At 40.2% G+C, this 17,998-nt stretch carries 14 protein-coding genes; 4 read left to right on the top strand and 10 right to left on the bottom strand.

Going from position 1 to position 17,998, the window contains the following annotated elements; translation table 11 throughout:
* Positions 1-25 precede the first annotated feature (25 nt).
* Positions 26-2,914 carry an excinuclease ABC subunit UvrA gene (gene uvrA, locus V7K25_RS13855; RefSeq protein WP_335158783.1) on the bottom strand — a complete coding sequence of 963 codons (2,889 nt, stop codon included), beginning with the start codon at positions 2,912-2,914 and terminating at the stop codon, positions 26-28.
* Positions 2,915-3,307: 393 nt separating this feature from the next.
* Here uvrA and V7K25_RS13860 point away from each other — a divergent pair, with 393 nt between their 5' ends.
* Together V7K25_RS13860 and V7K25_RS13865 are read left to right on the top strand one after the other, a co-directional pair.
* Positions 3,308-5,689, top strand: coding sequence for a phosphoketolase family protein (locus tag V7K25_RS13860; RefSeq protein ID WP_335158785.1), 2,382 nt, complete (start codon positions 3,308-3,310; stop codon positions 5,687-5,689).
* A 212-nt stretch (positions 5,690-5,901) separates the two neighbouring features.
* Positions 5,902-7,506: a DUF1565 domain-containing protein gene (locus tag V7K25_RS13865; protein ID WP_335158787.1), complete on the top strand. Its 1,605-nt coding sequence runs from the start codon at positions 5,902-5,904 to the stop codon at positions 7,504-7,506.
* 87 nt (positions 7,507-7,593) lie between these two features.
* On the opposite strand, the gene V7K25_RS13870 is transcribed toward V7K25_RS13865, so the two are convergent.
* The 3 genes from V7K25_RS13870 to fghA form a co-directional block, all read right to left on the bottom strand.
* The gene (locus tag V7K25_RS13870) at positions 7,594-8,370 is read right to left on the bottom strand and encodes a Uma2 family endonuclease (protein ID WP_335158789.1); all 777 of its coding nucleotides are present in this window, start codon (positions 8,368-8,370) and stop codon (positions 7,594-7,596) included.
* A 109-nt stretch (positions 8,371-8,479) separates the two neighbouring features.
* Positions 8,480-10,930, bottom strand: a complete 2,451-nt coding sequence (locus tag V7K25_RS13875) for a hypothetical protein (RefSeq protein ID WP_335158791.1) — start codon at positions 10,928-10,930, stop codon at positions 8,480-8,482.
* A gap of 271 nt (positions 10,931-11,201) precedes the next feature.
* Entirely contained in the window at positions 11,202-12,038 is an 837-nt protein-coding gene (gene fghA, locus V7K25_RS13880) for an S-formylglutathione hydrolase (RefSeq protein ID WP_335158793.1), read from the bottom strand.
* 78 nt (positions 12,039-12,116) lie between these two features.
* On the opposite strand from fghA, the gene V7K25_RS13885 reads away from it, so the two are divergent.
* Positions 12,117-12,251, top strand: coding sequence for a hypothetical protein (locus V7K25_RS13885; RefSeq protein ID WP_335158795.1), 135 nt, complete (start codon positions 12,117-12,119; stop codon positions 12,249-12,251).
* Here the strand turns inward: V7K25_RS13885 and V7K25_RS13890 are convergent.
* Together V7K25_RS13890 and V7K25_RS13895 are read right to left on the bottom strand one after the other, a co-directional pair.
* On the bottom strand, positions 12,240-12,557 hold the full coding sequence (locus V7K25_RS13890) for a multinuclear nonheme iron-dependent oxidase (RefSeq protein WP_335158797.1): 318 nt from the start codon (positions 12,555-12,557) through the stop codon (positions 12,240-12,242). The genes V7K25_RS13885 and V7K25_RS13890 overlap by 12 nt on opposite strands.
* Positions 12,558-12,761: 204 nt before the next feature.
* A complete protein-coding gene (locus V7K25_RS13895; protein ID WP_335158799.1) occupies positions 12,762-13,553 on the bottom strand; it encodes an ion transporter in 792 nt (263 codons plus the stop codon).
* Between the two features lie 88 nt (positions 13,554-13,641).
* Here V7K25_RS13895 and V7K25_RS13900 point away from each other — a divergent pair, with 88 nt between their 5' ends.
* Positions 13,642-14,082: a nucleoside deaminase gene (locus tag V7K25_RS13900; protein ID WP_335158829.1), complete on the top strand. Its 441-nt coding sequence runs from the start codon at positions 13,642-13,644 to the stop codon at positions 14,080-14,082.
* A 143-nt stretch (positions 14,083-14,225) separates the two neighbouring features.
* Here V7K25_RS13900 and V7K25_RS13905 read toward each other — a convergent pair whose 3' ends face one another.
* From V7K25_RS13905 to V7K25_RS13920, 4 genes are all read right to left on the bottom strand, one after another.
* On the bottom strand, positions 14,226-15,095 hold the full coding sequence (locus tag V7K25_RS13905; RefSeq protein ID WP_335158801.1) for a DUF4388 domain-containing protein: 870 nt from the start codon (positions 15,093-15,095) through the stop codon (positions 14,226-14,228).
* 263 nt (positions 15,096-15,358) lie between these two features.
* Positions 15,359-15,571, bottom strand: a complete 213-nt coding sequence (locus tag V7K25_RS13910) for a hypothetical protein (RefSeq protein ID WP_335158803.1) — start codon at positions 15,569-15,571, stop codon at positions 15,359-15,361.
* 389 nt (positions 15,572-15,960) lie between these two features.
* Positions 15,961-16,623 (bottom strand): response regulator transcription factor, encoded by a 663-nt coding sequence (locus V7K25_RS13915; protein WP_335158805.1) that lies wholly within the window; start codon positions 16,621-16,623, stop codon positions 15,961-15,963.
* Positions 16,623-17,888 carry a sensor histidine kinase gene (locus V7K25_RS13920; RefSeq protein ID WP_335158807.1) on the bottom strand — a complete coding sequence of 422 codons (1,266 nt, stop codon included), beginning with the start codon at positions 17,886-17,888 and terminating at the stop codon, positions 16,623-16,625. Before V7K25_RS13920 ends, V7K25_RS13915 begins: the two co-directional genes overlap by 1 nt.
* Positions 17,889-17,998: the final 110 nt, after the last annotated feature.

Raw genomic sequence — 17,998 nt, forward strand, 5'->3', positions numbered from 1 at the left:
TGTAATACACCCTAATCGGAAAAGACTAAGATTTCACCGCCGGATACTGTTTCAACACCTGCTTTAAATATTGCCCAGTATAAGACCTGGGATTTTTTGCAACTTCCTCCGGTGTTCCCACTGCAATCAATTCTCCGCCTTTGTCGCCACCTTCTGGCCCCAAATCTATCACCCAATCAGAACAACGAATTACATCTAAGTTGTGTTCAATTACTAAAATTGAATTACCTTTATCTACCAATCGTTGCAACACATCTAACAATTTGTGGACATCGTAAAAAGATAACCCTGTTGTGGGTTCATCTATTAAATAAAGTGTCTTACCTGTGGCGCGTCGAGATAGTTCTGTTGCCAATTTTACCCGTTGCGCTTCACCACCAGATAAGGTAGTCGCAGCTTGTCCTAGTTGGACATAACCCAACCCGACATCAAATAAAGTTTGCAAACGCGCGATCGCTTTGGGTATATTCTGGAAAAAGTCTAGACTTTCCTCAACTGTCATTCTCAAAACATCAGATATAGACTTATCTTTGTACTTCACTTGCAAAGTTTCGCGGTTGTATCTTGCACCCTTACAAATTTCACATTGCACGTAAACATCTGGGAGAAAGTTCATTTCAATAACATTCACACCCTGTCCGCTACAAGCTTCGCAACGTCCACCTTTAACGTTGAAAGAAAATTGTCCAGGTTTGTAACCCCTTGCTTTGGCTTCGACTGTTTGAGAAAATACATCCCGAATCGCATCAAAAATTCCTGTGTAAGTTGCAGGATTAGAACGCGGTGTGCGTCCAATGGGAGATTGATCGATAACGATCGCTTTATCAATCGCGTTTAATCCCTGAATTTTATCTAAATGTCTGGGTAAGGGAACTTTCTTTGTTAAATGGTGTTGCAGAGATGGATACAGTAACTCGTTAATCAGCGTAGATTTGCCAGAACCAGACACACCAGTGATGGAGACGAGTTTACCTAGCGGAATATCTACATCTATATTTTGTAAATTGTTCCGATGGGCATTTTTAATTCCCAAACTGCGCCCATTTCCTTCTCGGCGTTCTGCTGGTGTGGTAATTACTCGTCTTCCTGATAAATATGCACCCGTCAAAGAATCTTCTGCTGCTAATAACGCCTGAAAATCACCTTGGGCGATAATATTTCCGCCGTGAATTCCTGCACCAGGGCCAATATCAACAATGTGGTTGGCTGCGCGAATAGTTTCTTCATCGTGTTCAACGACAATTAATGTATTACCTAAATCGCGCAATTTAGTTAGGGTTTTGAGCAACCTACCATTATCTCGTTGATGCAAACCAATACTCGGTTCATCTAAAACGTAGAGAACTCCTGTTAAACCAGAACCAATTTGCGTTGCTAGACGAATCCGTTGGGCTTCGCCACCAGAAAGGGTCATGGCTGGACGGTCAAGGGTGAGATAATCTAAACCTACATCTAACAAAAATTGCAATCTTGCTTTGATTTCTCTCAGGACTAAATCAGCAATTTGTAGCTGGCGATCGCTCAACTTAAATTGCTCAATTCTCTCTCGACAATCTCGAATTGATACGGTAGTCAATTCTAAAATCCCATATTGTCCCAACTTCACCGCCAACGCCTCCGGTTTCAAGCGTTTTCCCTTACAAACTTCACACGGCTGATCGATTAAATACTGCTCTAATTTTTGTTTAACTAATTCCGACCCACCCTCATATTGTCGTTGCAAAATTGGAATAGCACCTTTAAAACTCTGCTTTCTCTGTGCTTCTGCGGCTCGTTCATCTTTCTCGCCAAACAAAATAATTTGCTGCTGTTCTTCTGTCAGCTTGCTCCAATTTGTCTGTAATTCAAACCCATAAATCTGTCCGACGCTATAGAGTAATTCCAAGTAATAAGAATTATCTTTTTCTGACCAAGGCGCGATCGCAGCGTAAACTGGCGCTTCCCAGTCGGGTACAATCAAGTCTGGCGCAAATCTTCTTAAAGTCCCGATGCCATGACAGTGCGGACAAGCACCATAAGGCGAGTTAAAGGAGAACAATCGCGGCGATAATTCCTCCATTACCGCGCCATGTTCTGGACAAGCAAAATTTTCCGAAAATACTAATTCTTCTTCTTTTTCTTGTCCATCGTCACCAAGCAGACTCACCAGAATGGCTGCAATCCCACCCGATTGCTTGAGACACGTAGACAGAGAATCAACCAAACGCTCCTGGATATCAGCCTTTTTCACCAAGCGGTCAATTACCACTTCGATGGTGTGGGTAAAATTTTTATCCAATTCAATGGAATCTGACAGTTCGCGGATCTCGCCATTGATTCGCACGCGGACAAAACCTTGAGAAGCCAGACTTGACAAAAGCTTACGATGTGTGCCCTTTTTACCCCGGACAACGGGTGCAAGAATTTGAAAACGGGTGCGATCTGGTAATTCCATGATGCGATCGCACATCTCATCGATGGTCTGGGGTGCAATACAGCGATCGCATATCGGACAATGGGGTTCGCCAGCCCGACCAAACAACAGCCGCAAATAGTCGTAAATCTCTGTCACCGTACCGACGGTGGAACGGGGGTTATGAGACGTTGACTTTTGGTCAATAGAAATTGCTGGACTTAAGCCTTCAATCGCTTCGACATCCGGCTTATCCAGTTGTCCTAGAAATTGCCGTGCGTAGGCGCTGAGGGATTCTACATAGCGACGTTGCCCTTCAGCGAAAATGGTATCAAAGGCTAGGGAAGACTTACCAGAACCAGAAACGCCAGTGAATACGATTAGGCGATCGCGTGGCAATTCCAAGTCAATATTTTTCAGATTATGCTGCCTAGCACCCCGAATCCGAATGGTATTCTGGCTGTTGTGGCTGGGGTACGGAAGATGTCCATTCAAGGATGCTGCTAGCTGTTTGTCTGACATATTGGGCGGCGAAGAAGGAGTTTCTTATGAAACAGTCCTTAATAATACTATCTTTAATTAGTTTATAGTAGAACAATCGTACTGTTTTAGTTAGTTATGCTTCCAGATTCATGGCGCAGATATCCTTAAGAGTCTTTATTAATGCTAAAACTAGCATTTAAATACACTCTTTAACTAAAGAATTATAACTAAAAAGGCTCTCAGCAATAGTATCAATTAGTAGCATAAGCTTAGCCCGTTGTAGACATCGCTCTCCATTCCTGTCCAAAAGCAAGGAATTTAATCACAAAGGCTGGAAAAATTAATCATGGGTTAGATGGCCATCATCTTGGAAATAAGTAAAATTACATACTGATGAATTCGCCAAAAACCTTTTCTAATGGAGTGTCGATAATGACATTAGCAATAACTCCACAAACAAAGCCTTTAACAGAAGAAGAATTACGTCAGATAAACGCCTACTGGCGTGCAGCGAACTATCTTTCGGTTGGGCAGATATATCTACTCGACAATCCGCTACTGAGAGAACCGCTAAAGCTGGAACACGTCAAACCCAGGCTCTTGGGTCACTGGGGAACAACACCAGGGCTGAACTTGATCTATGCTCACCTGAATCGGGTCATTAAAAAATATGACCTAAACACGATCTATATTGCTGGCCCTGGTCATGGAGGCCCTGGACTGGTAGCCAACACCTACCTGGAAGGCACTTACACTAAGTATTATCACAACATATCCCAGGATGCTGAAGGAATCCAGAAACTCTTCAAACAGTTTTCTTTCCCTGGTGGTATTCCTAGCCACGTTGCGCCGGAAACCCCTGGTTCTATTCACGAAGGCGGGGAACTAGGTTATGCCCTTGTCCACGCTTTCGGTGCTGCCTTTGATAACCCTGACTTAATTGTTGCTGCTGTTGTGGGTGACGGTGAAGCTGAAACAGGTGCTTTAGCAACTAGCTGGCATTCCAACAAGTTTCTTAACCCCGTGCATGATGGGGCTGTACTGCCGATTCTCCACTTGAATGGGTATAAAATTGCTAACCCAACAGTACTGGCACGGATCAGCCATGAGGAATTAGAAAGCTTGTTTGTAGGCTACGGCTACAAGCCCTATTTTGTCGAAGGCGACGATCCCGCAGATGTCCACCAGCAAATGGCGGCGACTCTAGATATAGCGATCGCAGAAATTCAAAGTATCCAAAGAGAAGCCCGCGTACACGGTTTCACCAAACGCCCCCAATGGCCAATGATTGTCTTGAAAACCCCCAAAGGTTGGACAGGGCCCAAGGAAGTTGATGGCAAAAAAACTGAAGGTTCTTGGCGATCGCACCAAGTTCCCTTTGGCAACATAGCCAAACAGCCAGAACACCTGAAACTCCTAGAAGATTGGATGAAGAGTTATAAACCAGAAGAACTCTTCGACGCTAACGGCACACTGATTCCAGAACTAGCAGAATTGGCTCCCAAAGGGCATCGGCGCATGGGTGACAATCCCCACGCTAACGGCGGTCTTTTGCTGTGCGACCTGAAGATGCCCGACTTTCAAAAGTATGCCGTAGATGTTCTCAAACCAGGGCAAGCGATCGCTGAGGCCACCCAAGTTGCAGGAAAATTCCTGCGGGATATCATGCAACTTAACCAAGAAAGCCGCAACTTCCGCATCGTTGGCCCCGATGAAACGGTATCAAATCGCTTAGGCGCTGTGCTAGAAGTTACAGATCGGGATTGGGCAGCCCAGATCCTCCCGGAAGATGATCACCTTTCTCCCGATGGTCGGGTGATAGAAGTTCTCAGCGAAACTAATTGTCAAGGATGGTTAGAAGGCTACCTCCTCACAGGACGCCACGGGTTTTTCTCTTGCTATGAGGCGTTCATCCACATCGTTGACTCGATGTTCAATCAGCACGCCAAATGGCTGAAAACCACCAGACATATTCCCTGGCGTAAACCAATTGCTTCCCTCAATTATCTACTCACCTCCCACGTTTGGCGGCAGGATCACAACGGTTTCTCGCACCAAGACCCCGGTTTTATTGACCATGTAGTTAATAAAAAAGCAGAAATCGTTCGCGTGTATTTGCCCCCCGATGCCAACACTCTGCTATCGGTAACTGACCATTGTTTAAGAAGCCGTAACTATGTCAACGTCATCGTTGCCGGAAAGCAACCAGCATTGCAATACCTAAATATGGATGCTGCTATCAAGCACTGCACCAAAGGCATCGGTATTTGGGAATGGGCAAGTAACGACCAAGGCGGCGAACCAGATGTAGTGATGGCTTGTGCTGGGGATATTCCCACCTTAGAAACTTTAGCGGCTGTTGACATTCTGCGTCAGCACTTCCCTGAGTTAAAGGTGCGGGTAGTGAACGTAGTCGATTTGATGACACTACAGCCAAAAAGCGAACATCCGCATGGTTTGAGCGAAAAAGACTTTGAAACGATTTTTACCACAAACAAACCGATTATCTTTGCATTTCATGGCTATCCTTGGCTAATTCATCGCCTAACCTATCGTCAGGCGAACCATGATAACTTGCATGTGCGTGGCTATAAGGAAGAAGGAACCACCACCACTCCTTTTGATATGGTTGTGCTTAACGATCTAGATCGCTTCCACTTAGTAATGGACGTAATTAATCGCGTACCAAAACTAGGATATAGAGCAGCTTATGTCAAACAGCATTTGGAAGATAAGCTGATTGAACACAAACATTACATTGAGAAGCACGGCGACGATATGCCAGAAATTCGTGATTGGAAGTGGCCCTATTAACTAATTACTAATTCGTAATTCGTAGTGAAGAATTCTTCACTACGAATTGTTTTAACCTCTTCTCTATGTCTTATCTGTGTCTCTGTAGTTAAAATAATTACTCTTTAACCGCAGAGGCGCAGAGAACGCTGAGAAAAACAATCTTATTTTACATTCGCTACCTACTTTTATGGTTAGCGCTAAGATAGCTATGTATTTTTTGGAAGTATAATATGGCTCAGAGTTTTTATGTAAATCCAGTAGCAGGCAAAGATACTAACCTTGGTAGCCAACAAGCCCCATTCAAAACTATTACGCAAGCCCTTAAGGTATCTACAGATAACACCAAGATTCAACTAACAGAAGGTAATTACAATGCTGCTAGCGGTGAAGCCTTTCCGCTAACGGTTCCATCTGGGGTGACAGTGGTGGGTGATGAAACCAATAAAGGCAATGGTATTTTAATTGAAGGGAGTGGTAGCTATTTGAGCCGTACTTTTGCTGCTCAGAATGTCACATTTGTGCTACTGGATAAAGCCGAAGTGCGGGGAGTAACCGTAACAAATTTAGCTAGCCGTGGTACTGGTGTCTGGATTGAATCAACTGCCCCTACTGTTGCTAATAGCACCTTCACCAACTGTAAGCGCGAGGGAGTATTTACTACAGGTGAGGCTAATCCAGTTATTCTAGGTAATGTGTTCAGTGAGAATGCAGCCAATGGAATTGCGATCGCTAAAAATTCCAAAGGTCAAATTCAAGATAATACCTGCTTAAAAACAGGTTTTGGCATTGCCATTAGCGATACTGCATCACCGACCCTTCGAGATAACAAAGTTTACGAAAACCGTTCTGGAATTGTCATCTCTGGCAGCGCTCGTCCTGTATTGCGTAACAATGTTTGCGAAAATAACACTGACGATGGTATCACAGTAATCGGAACTGCTCTACCGGATATCGGCAGTACCAATAATTTAGGAGGCAATACTCTACGCAATAACGGTAAATTTAATTTGCAAAATGCCAGTTCTAACAAGCTGGTTTCTGTGGGAAATAAAATAGATGCGTCTAAAGTCACAGGAAACGTAGAGTTTGCAGATAATTCGGTTCCGACACCCACTCCAACACCTACTCCCACTCCCACTCCAACACCGACACCCACGCCAACACCTACTCCCACTCCTATTCCCATTCCCATTCCAACACCTACTCCCACCCCAACACCTACTCCCAATCCAACTCCAACACCCACGCCCACGCCCACTATAGAATTAACCGATATTAAAAATCATTGGGCAGCTGGCTTTATTCGAGAATTAGTCAAATTGGGCATAGTTAATGGTTTTCCCGATCGCACATTTAAACCAGATGCTACGATGACACGGGCGCAATACGCCGCATTACTGGTAAAAGCTTTCAATCCACCGCCAAACCGCCCCGCGATCAAATTCAAAGATGTACCAGCAAACTTCTGGGCATCCAAGGTAATTCAGCAGGCATATCAAGGTTCATTTCTCTCTGGTTTTCCTGACAATACCTTCGCCCCCAATAAAAATATCCAGCGCGTACAAGTGATTGTCTCCTTGGTAAATGGATTGGGGTTATCTGCTGATAGTACAACCGTTACCAAAACTTTTGATGACCAAGCAAAGATTCCTGAATATGCTAAGGATGAGGTAGTAAAAGCTATAAACAAGGGGATTATCGTCAATCACCCGAACCTTAAACAACTCAATCCTACCCGCGATGCTACACGCGCTGAGGTAACGGTGATGGTATACCAAGCTTTGGTAGACGCTGGTCGTGTAGCTGCGATTGACTCGCCTTATATTGTTGCTTAATTGCTACAATAATTTGTTTTGCAAAATTGCATCATTTTTGTCAGGGTAATTCATTAATTACCCCTACAAAAAGGTGATTTTTAGTTTCTATTCGAACGGAGGTAAATTATTCGGGTCAATACCCTGAGATTGCAAATAAGCAATGAGTCGTTCTTTTTGCTGGCGTTCTTGTTCGGCGCGTTGGCGTTCTTGTTCAGCGAGTTGGCGTTCTTGTTCAATCTGTTCTATAGCCCACGGTAATAGATTACCAGCTTGATCCCACCAGCGCAACCAATAGCCAGTGCGAGCTTCTTTTGTTCCTTGCCAAGTTCCCAAAAATAAGCCCATTACATCAATCCAATGACGACCATTTTCGTCAGGTTGCTTTAACTCATAACGTTTATTTTCCAGTTGATAATATTCCAATAAACCGCCATCTGGTTCAAAAATTATGTAGATGGGAATCTGCAAAATTTGCTCATAAAAAAACCATTTGCCTGGTGGATAAGCTCGCTTCACCGAATATTCTCCACCCTCAGTATCCGATAGAAATTCGATAGCGATCGCTGGGATATCTCCTTCTAAATTGGGAGTATAACTTTTGCGATTACCCACAACTTGATTAACTGATGGCACATAAACCCAGTCAGGTGCTTTGGCAATAAATTGGCCGTTGACTGTGGCACAAAGGCCAAAGTTGGAAGCTATCAACATTTGGGGTTGGATGAATCCACTGATTTCTAAGCTTTCACGCAAAGCACCAGCCAAAAGTGGCTGACCTGTATTCTCCACTGGTTCATCCTCTAGTTTAAAATCCTTGGGTAAGGCTTCCCAAGAGATTACCAGTTCAGTTTGGGATTTGGCTTCACTGAGTTGGGTTGCCATAAACACAGTATGAATTTATTTTTGATCTTATCGCTTCTAGGACGGTATGAAGGCGATACCAGTCTGTGGGTGATAAAGTGGCAAAATTTGCTATCATGCGCGATTTCTCCTATTCCTTGGTAGCAAACCATTGTAGTAGCAAAAATTTCATAATATTTGTTACAGTTTTTAAGGTTTTTAATTCTGGTATATCTGGTTTTAATTGTTCTGCGATCGCTAATTTTGGTTCCGCTTGTGCAGGTTGAAAATTATATAAATAAACAAAAGCTAAATAAACCCATGTGTAAGGATTTTGAGCATCATATTTAGTTAATTCTTTTAAATTTTGGATTAATTCTGGGACTTGGCGCTGTAAAAGTTGTGATAAGACTAAAGTGTAACGCCAATTTAAATTATTTGGTTCTGTTTGCAGATAATAATTAGCCGCGAAATCAATTTGTTTTAAATAATCTTGAGTAGGATCGTATTGATTGAAATGAGCTACTTGCACAAATATATTATTTATTTTACCCTGTTGTAACTCTTGGGCTAGCTGTGAAGTTCGGGTAACTAAATCTAAAGCTGGCGATTTTTCTACTGTTCCAACATCTGTCACATTTACAGTAATATCTGGAATATTTAACGATGTGGTTTTGTTATTCCTTCTATCTAAATATAGCGCTGATAGCTGATATTTTCCTAGTGGTAGTGTTTTAGGAATAAATGTAGCTAAGGCTTCTTTCACTCGGAAAGTTCCTTCAGGATGACATTTGATGCCCCAGTATAAATTACCTAAGCCAATGGCATGATCGTGATACCAAGATGATTGGCTATTTTGCCATTTTAACAGTAATATACCGTTTTGCAAATCATCCCATGAACCTGTTATTTCATAGCTTACGGGGTTATTTTTATCTAAAATTAATTGTTGAGAAGTTTCCACTTTTTCTAGACTAATTACAGACTGACTATTATTTATTTTTTCAACAGCTACAGGAGGATTTTTGCAGTTATATAAATGCATTTTTTCTTTATGAGGTAATATCCAATCACCCTGTAATTTCAAATCAGTAGAGGATTCGACTAAAGATTTTAATTTCCGTTTAGTATCTCCGCTTTCTCCAGGGTTATATGGTTCATTATCTCTAGTAATATACCAACAAAAATATTGTAAATCTTGCTCTACCTGAGATAATTTGGTTGTTAATTTTCTGCCTGATACGCGAAAATCTGCTAATGCCCCAAAATAATTTAAAGTATACTCATTTATCTGCGGTGTAGAAACAGGAATTACCCCTAGATTCGACCTTAAATATAAATTTGTTTCGGTAATTTTGTCTATCAGTTTCTCCAGAGGATATTCTTTAGCATCATTATTAGGTAAATGTCTACCACCCCATGCTTGAATTAGGGGTAATGGAAACAAATTATTTAGTAAAACTATGCTACTTAATACTACAGTAGCTAATCTCAGTCTATCAAAATATATATTTTCAATTAAATTGAATAAATCCGCCAATATTAAACTAATTATTGGAAAGCATGGCAGAATAAATCTAATGTCTTTATTTGTGCCTAAAGTACAAATTATATAGCTACTTACTAAGGTAACTAATAACCAAATTCGAGCCGATTTATGGAGATTTACTGAAATTAAATTAGTAGTAAATTTATATTTAATCAGATAAACTAATAAAATGCCAATACTCACACATAATATTGGTAAACTAACAGTTTCTGGGATCATTTTTGGATAGTATAACCATCCAGCAATAGTTGTAGCAGAAGGATCGCCCTCACTTTTTCCCACTTGGTTAGCGTTTAATGCCGATGTAATAATTGTTAACCAATTTAAGCCATACCAAAAACTACAAATTAACCAAGCTATTATCAAAGATGAGCAAGCTTGAATTAGCTTGATAAATCTACGTTTTGTAATAAAACTAATTAATGCCCAAATACTAGGAACTAAAATAAAAATAAAACCTGTAGGTTTAGACAACAAGATTAAACCTATTCCAATGCCCAGTAGGATAGTTAAGCCCCATGATACAAACCCAATATAACTATCTTTCCAAATTGTCAAAACTGTAAAAGTTACTATAACAATTGCTGTCAAACCATAATCTATTAAATAATCTGTCCGAATAATTCCCAAAATAGGAAATAACACACAAAATATGCTGGCAGTTATGCTAGTTTTCCGGTTGTTAAATAAAAAATTACCTAAATGATATACTGAAAATATAATCATCGCAGTATATAATAAGTTGACCAAACTTGCTTGGTCATATCCACGTCCAAATAACATCAAAAATGGGACAGTGCAAATATATACAAAAGGAGCGCGATAACTTGGAGTTAATTCCCACAGAGATAACCACCAATCTCCTGAGAAGATATTGAAGTTTTGAAAAATTCTATAATGATGTAATGCTGTAGCTAAATGTGCACTTTGATCGTAGGCTGGAATCGAGTCATCTAAGAAAAACCAAGCTCTATCTATAGCTAATGCTATCAGCCAAATTATTAAGAGGATGATATAATCTTTTCGATGCTGAGAATGGTCAAAATCACTCATATTTATTTGCTCAAAAACAAAGTTTAACCAATTATATATCTGTCATGTATTGCTGTTTCACTAACGATCGCCCAATACGCTTGGCTTTTAACAGAGTCGCTACATTGATAGATTTTATTACGAAGTTATCACCCGAACCTGATATTACATTATTTTTGTTAGACTTTTACACCATCGTATTTCTCGTATTCTGGTTCAAAAATAAAAATAGAAATGTGGGGTTTAAATAGATGAAAACTGCTGTAATTAATAAAGCGATACCTACGGTAAGCTACGCTAACGCATGGTGGCGGATATGATCTTCAATAAAACTGGCGATGAAATAATAACTGTGGTCGTAGCCTTCTTGATAACGCAAGTTTAGCGGCTGACTAACATCTGCACAAGCTTGCTCAAATACCTCTGGTAGTAATTGTTCAGCTAAAAATTTATCAGCAGTTCCTTGGTCAATCAGAATCGAACTGTGATATCCTACTTTTTTGACTAATTCACTAGCATCATAATCACGCCAACTTTCTTGATTGTTGCCAAGATAACCACCCAAAGCCTTTTGACCCCAAGGACAACTCATAGGTGCAGTGATAGGTGCAAAAGCTGATACTGATTTGTAAAGTTCTGGGTTTCTCATTGCACAGACAAGCGCCCCATGTCCCCCCATCGAATGACCGAAAATACCTTGTTTTTCCGGTTGCGTAGGAAAGTTAGCGGTAATTAAAGCAGGTAATTCCTGGACGACATAACTATACATTTGATAGTTTTTGCGCCACGGTTCCTCTGTAGCATCAACATAAAAGCCCGCACCTGTGCCAAAATCCCAGTCATCATCCTCACCTGCAATGCCAGTATTACGCGGACTCGTATCTGGTGCAACCAACATCAAACCGTACTCAGATGCAAAGCGCTGCACTCCCGCCTTAACCATAAAATTCTCTTCTGTGGAACTTAACCCAGAGAGGAAATAGAGAATCGGTACAGGTTTTTGAGTTGCTTGTGGTGGTTGATAAACAGCAAAGCGCATTTCACCGTTACAGGTTGAGGAGGAATGACTGTAAAAGCCGAGTTTGCCACCAAAGCTTTTATATTCGGAAATGAGGTTGAGGGTAGACATTGGTTGTTATCACTTTCCTGAGCGATCGCCAGAGAAAGATTATTTTACCGTGAACTACGTGGTAATTAACACGCTATAGTGAGCGCAAAATATGCCGCAGTTGCGATCGCTTGGAGAACCGAAACCAAATTGCGATCGTTGCTTGGCGCTTCATCCCCTCTGCACTCGCTATGCCAACAGAATAACGAAACCAACACACAATTAAGCGGCTAGTAGCGTTATATCTAATAACAGTCCACAATCAGAATGTTCTACCACCTCGGCTAAAAACTGGGCTTCAGTCATTTCTGCACCTGGAAGCGTCACCATGTAAGTGATATTTTCCAGAATCAGTGGTACATCAACCCAGCGCCGCACTTCGGCAATATTGCGACAGATTACTTCCACAGCTTCTTGAGTATAAGGTAGCGGGGACAAATGCCCGATATCAACTCCACCCGCTTTTCTTGCACTAGCTCTCGGCAAACTACCAAAGTTATCCCAATAACAAAGTAATAAAACAGAAAAAATCTGGCCCATACATATCTGCAATTGGATTATGCGGTAATGCATTCATTGCCTTTACTCCTTTTTAGGGAATTACTGAAAGTAAGAGAAATTAAACGACTCAATGTTTGCAGCGTTTTTTAGAACATTTGGCTTTCTCAGGTTTGTCATCTGCTTTACTACAAGATTGTAGCACACTCTAAAATTTATGCTTCGTCAGTGCCACCACTTACTCTCTCAATCAACCCTGCGACTAGGTAACTTAGTCCCGCACCTTTTACAAAACCCAGCATCTACATCATGGAAAGCCAAACCACAACCTGAACAAACTGTTTCTACCTGATTAGCAGTTTTCACAACTCGCTTAATTAAATCTCCCACTTGCCAAGGAATCAGGGCAATTCCTGTAAAAATCATCAGCACTGTTAGCAAGCGCCCTAATTCCGAAATTGGAATAACATCGCCAAATCCTACAGTTGTCATTGTGACAACAGAGAAATAAAAGGCATCTAAAAACGTACCATAATTTTGAGGATTAACCGGATGCTCGACTTGATAAATTAAGCCAGAATAAATAAAAACAATTGCAAATAATGTAAATAATATTCGCGTAAAAATCATACCATCTTCGGTGCTGATAGTGGCGAATAGAAATTTCCTATCGATAAATCTGATTAATCGTAAAATCCGAAACCATCGCAGTAGGCGGATAAAGCTGATATCCACCATTCCTAGAAAGAAAGGCAAAATTGCCATTAAGTCAATAATCGAATAAAAGCTAAAAATATACTTAATTTTGTTTTCTGCACTCCACAAACGGAGTGCATATTCCACCGCAAAGATAATGACGATCGCAGTATCGGCTACATTCAACTGAAACCGCACAGAATTAGGAAGATTATAAGTTTCTGCCACAAAAATTCCTGATGATATTAGCACCATAGCGGCAAGTGTTAAATTAATCGCTTTACCTATTGGTGTTTCCAGGTCTTTTAAGTAGAATTCTGTTTCTTGTCTGCTCAGTAACATATTCGACCATTAACTAATCTTAATTCCCATTTATAGCATTATAAATAAGATATTATTAATCATTATCCTTATGTTAACCTCAGCTTATATGAACCCAGAATATTTTATGCGTTTAGCTTTGGCAGAAGCAAAAAAAGGAGATGCGCCTTATGGTGCTGTGATTATTAAAGATAACGAAGTCGTTGCCGTAGCTCATAACACTGTTAACAGAGACAACGATCCATCAGCCCATGCGGAAATTAACGTTATTCGTAGTTTAACAGCTAAACTTAAAAACCCTTCTTTAGAAGGTTATAGCATATATACAACTGGCGAACCTTGTCCGATGTGTGCAACTGCTTGTGTTTGGAGTGGTGTAGCAGAAATTGTATATGGTGCTTCAATTCAAGATTTAATTTCGATAAATCAATCACAAATTAATATATCTTGCGAAGAGGTAATCGCTAAGTCATTTAGAAACATCAAAGTAACAAAGGGCGTTTTAAAAAATGAATGTTTGGAGTTATTTAAATTACCTCAAATATATTAATGTAGTAGACATCTACCGAAATGAAATATACGTTAATTAGAACCCCTGTATAAACGTATAGACGTAGCACTATTACGTCTATACATTCTTTTTGACTTTTACGCGTAACTTTTGACTTTTGACTTCCGCCTTGCGATAGACCACTAGGTTTTACCTCGCAGAAAACCTACTAAACTTTTAAGAAAAGACTGGCTAACAATTGGCTTTTCGGGAAGCTCCTGTCCTACTTCTACTGAGGCGACTGGGTGAGTGTACTCTTCCAAGGTGGACATGGGAGAAACAGCACCCATAAAATGTTCTTCTGCTAAACCGACCACTATTAATAGGAAGGCAATTTGCTGCACAGTTTCTGTGGATATTCTCAGCTGATTGGCAATGTTCTCTAGAGAAACCTCACTGTTGACAAATTCCCACAGTTGCCATTCCTGAGCATTAAGCGGTATCTGGGGCTGTTTCGGCAAACTTGATAAACCTGAAGTACACTTTGGTAGCTTATCTGCTAAAGCTGTCCAGTCTCGCAAGGTTCGCAATCCCTGGAGTATTATCTCAGTCGCTGACATACTTAAACCTGTCATTTCTGCTAAGGGCAAATTTGCTGTCGCATCAAATGTAAACAGAGCATCCTTAATTTGAAATAAAGCACATACTTGCTGTAATACCTGGGTGTTAAATAGTATTTTCAGTTGTTCCGGTTCCAGCAGTCCTTGGGACTTTAAACACAGCCCCATCGGTGTGTTAGTAGAAGAGGCATCAACTTTAATTACTCTAGAGATAACGCGTTCGCTTATCCACCCACGTTGAGCAATCATTGACATCAAACCTTTTTCGTCCAAGCGGTCAGCCGCGGCAATCACGCGACCTTGTTGCAGCCAGATGTAGTAGGCTTGCGTTGTACAATTCTTAGTGTCTCCAACTACAAACCCAATATAAAGTAGTCCTGTTTTTTGTCCTTGCTCTAAAAAGTGAAGTAATTCTGGCAAAGAAAAATCGGCAAAATTACCAGTAATAGCCATAATATTCCTTCTTTAATTCGTTGATTATCGTGGGTATATACTAATTGTTACCTAGCTCTATTTAAATATTTTTACCATTATGTTTAAATCCGTGTGATTACTATTTTTTTACTCGTATTTTTGAAAATTTGGTAAAGTACTGGCTTAATTAACTTCACAATTTATTTTAAAGATTATTAAGTGGCAATATAATAATTTGATTTACAGCAGTTAAAACTAAGTCAAGGAAAGATTACTAGAAAATACAGAAATTTAAAAATATATTAGGCTGCATAACTTTGCATTAAGTGCTGTCCTAAAACAATCACTGCCTCAGCTACAGAGTCTCTTTGTGTTGCGTTCACCTTGACAATGGGGGGTCGGTTACTCCCAGGTATGAAACCAAAGGCGAGTAATACATCTTCCTCAGACCAAGCTCCAGGGCAATCGGTATGGGTTACATCAATAATCATGAGAATCTGTACCCGTTGGTTCATAAAAGCGAGAATTTGACGTGCTTGGCGAAATTCTCCAGGGCGATGTGCCGCTACTAGCGTGGGACTGCTTAGATAAGTTGTTCATCAATCAGTTTCATTATTACTTTGATTATGCTTAGAGAAATATTGATTCTAAACCGCATGATTACGGACATTTTTACTTTTTATAAAAATTGACTCAGTAGATTTTGGGAGTTATCTTATTGCAAGTTCAATCTTTGGGGCGGAAATAGTAAAGTTATCATCTAGGGCAAAATAGCTGACTTTATGATAACTACTTCTAGTGGTTCTGGCTTGACTAGCTACTGAACCCCTCCCCCAATCTCCTGCAAGGGAGAAGGGAGAAGGGAGAAGGGAGCTATCATATACCTCACTCCGATAAAGATTATTTAATTAGGCTCATTTAAATAGGATAAATAGGTATTTGCCCAAATTGCAGCTTGAGTGCGATCGCGCAGATTTAATCTGTTTAAAATATTCGTAACATGATTTTTTACTGTCCCCTCAGAAATGTAGAGTTCCTGAGCAATTTCTCGGTTACTAGCACCTGTAGCTATTAGTCGCAAAACCTCTTTTTCTCTCGGAGTGAGTTCAGCTAAAGTAGAGGGTACAGGCGGTGACTGGGTTGGTGTACCATTAGAAAACTGAGTTAACAGTTTTTTTACTATACCTGGGCCTAATTGAGTATATCCTTTATAAACGGCACGAATAGCAACAGCTAATTCTTCTGAGGGTGTATCTTTCAATAAATAACCCATTGCCCCATTTTGCAACGCTGCTGATACATATTCATCATCATCAAAAGTCGTCAGTACTAAAATTTTAGTTTTGCCAAAGCGTTTTTGAATTTCTCGCGTGGCTGCAACTCCATCCATAATGGGCATTCTGATATCCAGCAATACTACATCTGGCTGAAATTCAGCAACTAAATTAATCGCCTGTTCACCGTTTTCTGCTTCTCCCACTATCTCTAAATCTGGTTCTAATTCTAATAACGCTCTTAATCCTTGACGAATTAAACCTTGGTCATCTACTAGCAGCACTTTAATCATTATGCTAACCTCGTTAAGGGAATATTAACTGTAATTTTGCAGCCAGAACCAGGAGCGCTATTAATATTAAACTCGCCTCCAAGTGCTAAAGTGCGATCGCGCATACTATGAAGCCCAAAACCTGTAGTATTTTGCCCTAAATCAAAACCTCTACCATTATCTTGAATTATCAATCGCAAATTGCCTCTAGTCGTACCCAATTCCAGTTTAACCTCTGTGGCATCAGCATATTTAGATATATTTGTCAAAGATTCTTGAGTAATCCGGTAAATAGCGGTGTTTATTTCAGGTGGTAGAGGATATTGCAGGTTGATTTGATAAATTGGTAAAATACCATTTGAGCGATGAAAATTTTCTGAAAGACTAGCGATCGCCCGTTCTAAAGATTGTTCTTGTAAGGGATTCAAACGCATAGTAGAAACAGATTCGCGGACATCTTTTAGCGCTTTTGAACCTAATTCCTTTGCTGTTGCTAGAAATGTTTCAGCCTTACCTGGGTTAGATTGCCATAGTTTTAAAGCGGTTTCTAATTGCAGATTTAAAGCAGTTAGAGAATGTCCTAATGAATCATGAATTTCACGAGCAATGCGGTTGCGTTCTTCTAAAGTAGCTTGATTTTCAATTTGCATGGCATATTGGCGCAGTTTTTCATTAGCGATCGCTAGCTTTTCTCGACTTTGCCGTTCAGACAATACTGCATTCATCATCAACAACACAAAAACCAAACTTAAGCCAAACACCAGCGACGAATTCAAAATTAAAAATCGATATCTCTCTTGTGCTTGTGGCGATGCTTGAAAATTGAATAATTGATATTTTAGTTGTGTAGTAAGTAAAAATAATGAAAATGATAAGCTTGTAACGAATAAGCGCCCATTTAACTGAAGAATCAAACAACTACGAGTCACTAAAATTATGTAGAGAAAGGGGAAAAGCCGAGCAAATCTCTCTCCAAAGAGTCCAATTATCAAAATCAATAAAATTTCAATACCTGTGTAAATTACCTTGTTTGTCTGGTTATTTCTGGGTAATTTTAAGCCCATCGCTGCAAAAATAATCAGACTATAAATTGATAGTTCTGGTAGTATGCTACAAACTGACAAGTCTGGAAATGCACTACAAATTGATAGTTCTGGAGGCTTAGGACGAAAATGCCCTAACGGAGGAGGGATAACGGCTGTCAATGCAGTGATCGCCAGTAATGTCCACTCTAGATAAAGTAGAGACGGAAAAGGATGTTTCTTAATTTGAATTGGACGACTCATCAGCTGCTTTGCTCCAGTTATGAATGAGTTAGGAGTTAGAAGTTAAAAATTAGAGTTAGGAATTATGAATATTTTAGCGGTAGCTTCCGCAATTTCAAATTTTCGCTTAG

The organism is Nostoc sp. (assembly GCF_036919495.1).
In the GTDB taxonomy this organism is placed as follows: Bacteria; Cyanobacteriota; Cyanobacteriia; order Cyanobacteriales; family Nostocaceae; genus Nostoc.

Bases quoted from the DNA above. Each gene is read 5' to 3' on its own strand.
- V7K25_RS13875 (WP_335158791.1), bottom strand. From the start codon at position 10,930: ATGAGTGATTTTGACCATTCTCAGCATCGAAAAGATTATATCATCCTC.
- V7K25_RS13865 (WP_335158787.1), top strand. From the start codon at position 5,902: ATGGCTCAGAGTTTTTATGTAAATCCAGTAGCAGGCAAAGATACTAAC.
- V7K25_RS13860 (WP_335158785.1), top strand. From the start codon at position 3,308: ATGACATTAGCAATAACTCCACAAACAAAGCCTTTAACAGAAGAAGAA.
- V7K25_RS13905 (WP_335158801.1), bottom strand. From the start codon at position 15,095: ATGGCTATTACTGGTAATTTTGCCGATTTTTCTTTGCCAGAATTACTT.
- V7K25_RS13900 (WP_335158829.1), top strand. From the start codon at position 13,642: ATGAACCCAGAATATTTTATGCGTTTAGCTTTGGCAGAAGCAAAAAAA.
- uvrA (WP_335158783.1), bottom strand. From the start codon at position 2,914: ATGTCAGACAAACAGCTAGCAGCATCCTTGAATGGACATCTTCCGTAC.
- V7K25_RS13870 (WP_335158789.1), bottom strand. From the start codon at position 8,370: ATGGCAACCCAACTCAGTGAAGCCAAATCCCAAACTGAACTGGTAATC.
- V7K25_RS13895 (WP_335158799.1), bottom strand. From the start codon at position 13,553: ATGTTACTGAGCAGACAAGAAACAGAATTCTACTTAAAAGACCTGGAA.
- V7K25_RS13920 (WP_335158807.1), bottom strand. From the start codon at position 17,888: ATGAGTCGTCCAATTCAAATTAAGAAACATCCTTTTCCGTCTCTACTT.
- V7K25_RS13915 (WP_335158805.1), bottom strand. From the start codon at position 16,623: ATGATTAAAGTGCTGCTAGTAGATGACCAAGGTTTAATTCGTCAAGGA.
- V7K25_RS13910 (WP_335158803.1), bottom strand. From the start codon at position 15,571: ATGAACCAACGGGTACAGATTCTCATGATTATTGATGTAACCCATACC.
- V7K25_RS13890 (WP_335158797.1), bottom strand. From the start codon at position 12,557: ATGGGCCAGATTTTTTCTGTTTTATTACTTTGTTATTGGGATAACTTT.
- fghA (WP_335158793.1), bottom strand. From the start codon at position 12,038: ATGTCTACCCTCAACCTCATTTCCGAATATAAAAGCTTTGGTGGCAAA.